The 4,444-nt window shown below is 69.1% G+C and carries 5 protein-coding genes; 2 read left to right on the forward strand and 3 right to left on the reverse strand.

The features are described 5' to 3' along the window. Positions 1 to 354: 354 nt before the first annotated feature. Positions 355 to 801: a Ku protein gene (locus ACJA3G_RS31180; RefSeq protein ID WP_406556398.1), complete on the reverse strand. Its 447-nt coding sequence runs from the start codon at positions 799 to 801 to the stop codon at positions 355 to 357. A gap of 598 nt (positions 802 to 1,399) precedes the next feature. Here ACJA3G_RS31180 and ACJA3G_RS31185 point away from each other — a divergent pair. Then, positions 1,400 to 2,455 carry a polyprenyl synthetase family protein gene (locus ACJA3G_RS31185; RefSeq protein ID WP_406556394.1) on the forward strand — a complete coding sequence of 352 codons (1,056 nt, stop codon included), beginning with the start codon at positions 1,400 to 1,402 and terminating at the stop codon, positions 2,453 to 2,455. Next, the gene (locus ACJA3G_RS31190) at positions 2,452 to 3,510 is read left to right on the forward strand and encodes a terpene synthase family protein (protein ID WP_406556395.1); all 1,059 of its coding nucleotides are present in this window, start codon (positions 2,452 to 2,454) and stop codon (positions 3,508 to 3,510) included. Before ACJA3G_RS31185 ends, ACJA3G_RS31190 begins: the two co-directional genes overlap by 4 nt. A gap of 158 nt (positions 3,511 to 3,668) precedes the next feature. Here the strand turns inward: ACJA3G_RS31190 and ACJA3G_RS31195 are convergent, their stop codons facing one another. Together ACJA3G_RS31195 and ACJA3G_RS31200 are read right to left on the reverse strand one after the other, a co-directional pair. Beyond that, the gene (locus ACJA3G_RS31195) at positions 3,669 to 4,010 is read right to left on the reverse strand and encodes a hypothetical protein (protein WP_406556396.1); all 342 of its coding nucleotides are present in this window, start codon (positions 4,008 to 4,010) and stop codon (positions 3,669 to 3,671) included. A 149-nt stretch (positions 4,011 to 4,159) separates the two neighbouring features. Further along, the coding region (locus ACJA3G_RS31200; RefSeq protein ID WP_406556397.1) for a transposase at positions 4,160 to 4,444 on the reverse strand (285 nt) is incomplete at its 5' end.

The raw sequence follows: 4,444 nt of genomic DNA on the forward strand, positions 1-4,444 counted from the left end.
CGCCCGACCCTGCCCGCTACCGCCGGAACAGCACCCGCCGCGACCGGGCAGACCTGCTCATCTTCCACGCATGACCGGCACAGACGCCGTCAGAGGACGGACCGCCTCCACACGTCGCCGCCGCCTCTCATCCCCGAGGCGGCCGTCAGGGCGCGCTGCAGAGGCGTCAAAGCGACGGGCGTGCGATGCTGCGCACGCGGCCGTTAGGCGCTGCGCGGCTTCCGTGCTGTTGTCTTCTTCGCAGCCCTCTTCATTGCGACTGTCTTCTTCGTGGCCGCGTCGCTGGAAGCCCGCTTCTTGGTGGGGGTCTTTCTCGCCATGCATTTCTTGGGGAGTTCGTGGACGGCGGCGTTCTCACTGGACTCGCCTCGGCGGTCCTTCGCAACTGCGACGGAGGCGTTCAGGGCTGCCATCAGGTCGACGACCTCGCCGGTCGGCTGCGGTCCTTCGAGCTCGACGGGCTTGTTCGGACTTCGCTGCGAACATCTCCTCCACTGCGTCGCGACAGTGATCGCGGTAGTCGCTGATGTCCTCCTGCGCCATCGTCTCGAGCAGCTGGAGCGCCGCCTCGAGCCCGATCCCGGCGATCATCCCGGCGGCCGGGGCCTGGCCCTCCGCTGCCGAGACGTCCACGGCGGGCACGGTGACGTTGGGGGGATCGCGGATCTCATCGTCCCAGCACATGGCATGAAGCACGATGGCGTCTTCCTTCACTCTGAGCAGGCCCAGGCGCTCGCGGTTGCGCCACGCGGCTTTGGCGACCGCGACTTTCGCGCTTCGCTCCAGCGCCTGCCGGAGCAGGGTGTAGGGCTTCGCGGCGACCTGCCCGTCGGCTTTTTGGAGTGCTCAAGAGTCAGTGACAGTGTTGACCTGGGTAAACGCGTCGCATAGATGTCCTGGACGTGCGCCGACCGGAAGCAACGACGGCTGCCCTGCTCGGTGGAGCCGGCGCCCTTCGTGCCGGGCTAGCGGGCCGTCACTTCACGACGACCTTGCCCTTCTCCATAGAGATGTGACCGGCTAGTAGCCCCCGTCGGCTTCCAGCTTCGAGGCGTCGAACTTAACCTCGGTGGCTTTGTACCCCAGTCCGGGAGGCACCCGCCTCGGGGGGCACCCGCCGCTGACCCGATGGGCACCCCGGTATGCCCAGACTCCAGTGGCCGAGCATCGTGGACCGTGCCGCGAACTGTGAGCTGACGAGCCAGCTCAACCGCCACAGCGGCTGAAAGAGACCGCACCGGTGGGCCGACGGTGTTGGTCCCGGACAGAGGTGCGGTGGACGAGCCCGCGCGCGGGGGGCGTGCCCCCGCGCGCGGGCTGTGAGCACTGCCTGGCAGGTTGTGCGCCCCTCCACACTGACGGCGACCGACCTTGGCCCACCCTGGCAGCGGAGGCTGACGTGTCTGAGACCCCGCGCGATGGCGCGACGATCCTGGCGCAGACGGCGACCATAGTGGGGCCGTTGATCCGCTCCCAGGTCAACGGGCTTCCCCCCGAGATCCGGCATGCGGTCGCCCTGCACTTCGGCTGGCAGGCCGATGACCGTACTGTCAGAAGTGCCGACGTCGATGGGAAGGTCGTGCGTCCGGCGCTTGCCTTTCTGGCCTGCCAGCCCGTCGGCGGCGCACCCGAAGACGCGCGCCCGGCCGCGGCCGCCGTGGAACTCGTCCATAACGCCAGCCTGCTGCACGATGACATCATCGACCACGATGCGTTACGCCGTGGCCGCCCGGCCCTGTGGGCCGCCAGAGGCCTGCCCGCCGCCCTCCTCGCGGGCGATGCGCTCTTCTTCGCTGCCATCCATGCCCTCACCGAATCCGACCCCAGCGTACAGACCATCCCCGTTCTGCTGGGCAGCGTTCAGGCGCTGATCGAGGGCGAGTATCTCGACACTCTCCTGGAGACCGGCACCGAGGTCAGTGAAGCGCGTGCGGTGGCAGTGGCCGCGGCCAAGACCGGCGAGCTGTTCGCCTGCGCGTGTGAACTCGGTGCCCTGGCCGGTGGCGCCGACCCTGCCCGGGCCGGGCATCTGCGCGCCTTCGGGCAGCAATTGGGCATCGCTTTCCAGTGCCTGGACGACATCCTCGACATCTGGGGCGAGGAACAACTCACCGGCAAGCCCGCCCGCTCCGACCTGCGCGCACGCACCATCACCGTGCCGGTCGCTGCCGCGCTGGCCAGCCGTACCTCACAGGCGTCCGCCCTGCGCGCCCTCTACCAGCGGGACGCACCCATGAGTGAGGAGGACTGCCGCCAGGCCGCCGAGCTCATCGAGGAGGCCGGAGCACGGGAGACCACCCTGCGCCGGGCCCGTCGCTGCACCACCGAGGCCCTCGAACACCTGGCTCGCGCCGAGCCGGAAACCGTCTCCGCCGCCGAACTCGCTGCCCTGGTGGACACGCTCGTCAATCGCAACCGCTGCTCACCCACGCGTCTTCAGGGAGGCCCATCATGAGCGTCCGATTCCCCGATGGCTTCCTGACGTTCTGGATCCCGATGGAGCCCATGGTGGCCCCGAACGCGCAAAGCCTGATCACCGAGTGCACCACATGGGCTCGCAAAGCCGGCCTGGGGGGCGGTAACGACACCGCGGCGGCCATATACGCCAACGTCGGGGCCCTGCTGGTCGCGCATTGCTTCCCCACTACAACCGGGCCGCTCCAGCAGGCCCTGGCCGACTACAGCGCCTGGGCCTTCGAGATCAATGACGTCGTGGTCCCGGCTCCCGAATCCTCGCGGACCACCGACACGGTCCACATCACCAACCGGTGCGTCCGGCTAGGCCGGTCTCCCCATTCCTGGGGTCCCGACGCCAGCCCGCTGGAGAAGGCTTTAGCGGATGCGCTCATCCGCATCCGCGCCCACACCAGCGACGTCCACTACGAACGGTTCGTGAGGCCGCAGGAAGCCTGGTGCCATGCCATGCTCTGGGAGACCGCACTGCGCGAACGCCACACGCCGCCCGGTGTCAACGAGTACCTGGCCATGCGCGGCAGCGCCTCCGGCCTGTACGCCACCATGGGCATCATCCCCGCGGCGGGGGACATCGGGGCCGCTGACTGGGAACTGGCCGCCCCGGCCGTTCAGGCCGCCGCCGAGGCTGGCCTCCTCGCCGCCGTCATGGACAACGACCGCTACTCCTACCTCAAGGAGGTCGTGCTCGGTCAGGACAAGTACACCCTCCAGACCGCTTTGCGGACCGACCACCCGGACATGTCCCGCGACGACGCCCTGTCTGCGGCCGTCGGTATCCGTGACGCGATGATGGCGCTCTACCTGCGGCTGCGCGATCAGATCCTCACCTGCGCCAGCGAGCAGCTACGGCGGTACTTCGCCTGCATCGACCGAGTCATCGCCGGCAACTTCCGCTTCGGCGCCACGGCCATGCGCTACCTCGACCCCGCCGCCACCCATACCTACCAGCGCACCACCACCCCACCCTCCGGCATCAAGACCGAGGAAGCCTTGCCCTACCCCACCATCGCCTGGTGGTGGGACCACCTCACCTGAGCCCCACTTGGCCCCGGTAGGTGCCGGAACTGAAACCGGGGGCAGGCGTGAATACTGGGCTGACGGCTCGGCCAGGCAGCCAGAGGGCATGACCTCCCCGCGATCGAGTGCAACCCTCCCGCCCCTCAGCTCGGATCAGCAAGCGGCAAGGCAAGCAGTCACCCGCGAGCAGAGGAGCGCCCAGACCATGACAGGCATTCACAGCGGCCTTCCCGTCCCTCGAAGTGGTCCAGTCCCAGACCGTGTTTGAGTTCGCGGTAGTCGTGCTCGACGCGCCAGCGCAGCTTCGCCCAGCCCACAAGGTCCTCCAGCGGGGTGTCGGCAGGCAGGTTGGAGAACCAGCACTCGCTGGGCTCGTCGGCGTGGGCGGGCCATTCGGACAGCAGCCACAACTCGGGCAGGGCACCGTCCCACCAGCCCTGTTCGGAGGAAGCCCGCTGCCGCAGCGGGCGGGCGATGGTGTTGTCGGCGGGGGGCGGATCCGCAGCGCTGCGAAGCACGAGCGCATCGGGCCGCGAGAGCCCTGACGCCAGGTGACCTCGGTGAACCCCTCGCGCCCCAGGCGGACGGCGTGCGAGGCCACGGCGAGCGGGGCCTGGCGGTAGCGGGGCTGGGGCCAGCATTCGACAGGACCTTTGCGAGCGGGGCTTCAGGCGGCGTCGTCGAAGGGGTGGGCGGTGACGTCGGAGCGGACGGACAGCGCATAGCCCAGGCCGCGGTCCTCCAGCGCGGCACACAAGCTCGCGTTGGTCCCATAAGCCGCGTCGGCGAGCACGACTCGGGGTGGCAGACCCCAGGCGGCGAGGTCGTCGAGGATGTTTAGGGCGAGCAGCCACTTCTCGCCATGCCCCAGGTCCTCACCGAGGACAACAACCGCGAGGACACCCTCACCGGCACCCCGCAGGGCGGCACCCTCTCCCCACTGCTGGCGAAC

The sequence above is a fragment of the Streptomyces sp. YS-3 genome (genome assembly GCF_045257485.1).
GTDB lineage: Bacteria > Actinomycetota > Actinomycetes > Streptomycetales > Streptomycetaceae > Streptomyces.

What these genes read in the sequence shown, in the direction of transcription:
- ACJA3G_RS31190 (WP_406556395.1), top strand. Translation starts at nt 2,452, where the DNA reads ATGAGCGTCCGATTCCCCGATGGCTTCCTGACGTTCTGGATCCCGATG.